This window comes from Pseudoalteromonas sp. c7(2019) (genome assembly GCF_011378625.1).
Classification (GTDB): domain Bacteria; phylum Pseudomonadota; class Gammaproteobacteria; order Enterobacterales; family Alteromonadaceae; genus Pseudoalteromonas; species Pseudoalteromonas arctica.
This window is the reverse complement of sequence record NZ_WTKS01000133.1, coordinates 1-321: the sequence shown is the minus strand read 5'-3', so window position 1 is coordinate 321 and position 321 is coordinate 1. Positions and strand designations below refer to the sequence as shown.

The 321-nt window shown below is 39.3% G+C and carries 1 protein-coding gene; it reads right to left on the bottom strand.

Annotation, left to right across the window (positions count from 1 at the left end):
• The coding region (locus GQR38_RS20305) for an ATP-binding cassette domain-containing protein (protein ID WP_165738084.1) at window positions 1–268 on the bottom strand (268 nt) is incomplete at its 3' end.
• Window positions 269–321 lie beyond the last annotated feature (53 nt).

The following is a 321-nucleotide window of genomic DNA, read 5'->3' as shown; positions in this document are numbered from 1 at the left end:
AGTGCTGAAAAACCATACCAATACCTAAACCACGTGCTACCGAAGGTTGGTCAATAGAGACAGGTGTCCCATTCCATATAATGCTACCTGAGTCAGGTTTTACTACACCATAAAGCATTTTCATTAAGGTACTTTTGCCCGCGCCATTCTCTCCTAACAGCGCATGGATTTCACCATGTTCTATATCTAGAAATACCTCATCATTCGCTTTACAGCCTGGGTATTCCTTGGTGATTCCAAGCATCGCTAAACGCTTAACATTGCTCATTGATAAATCCCTTTTATTACAGATTATTATGATCTAATTAATGTTATTAACCG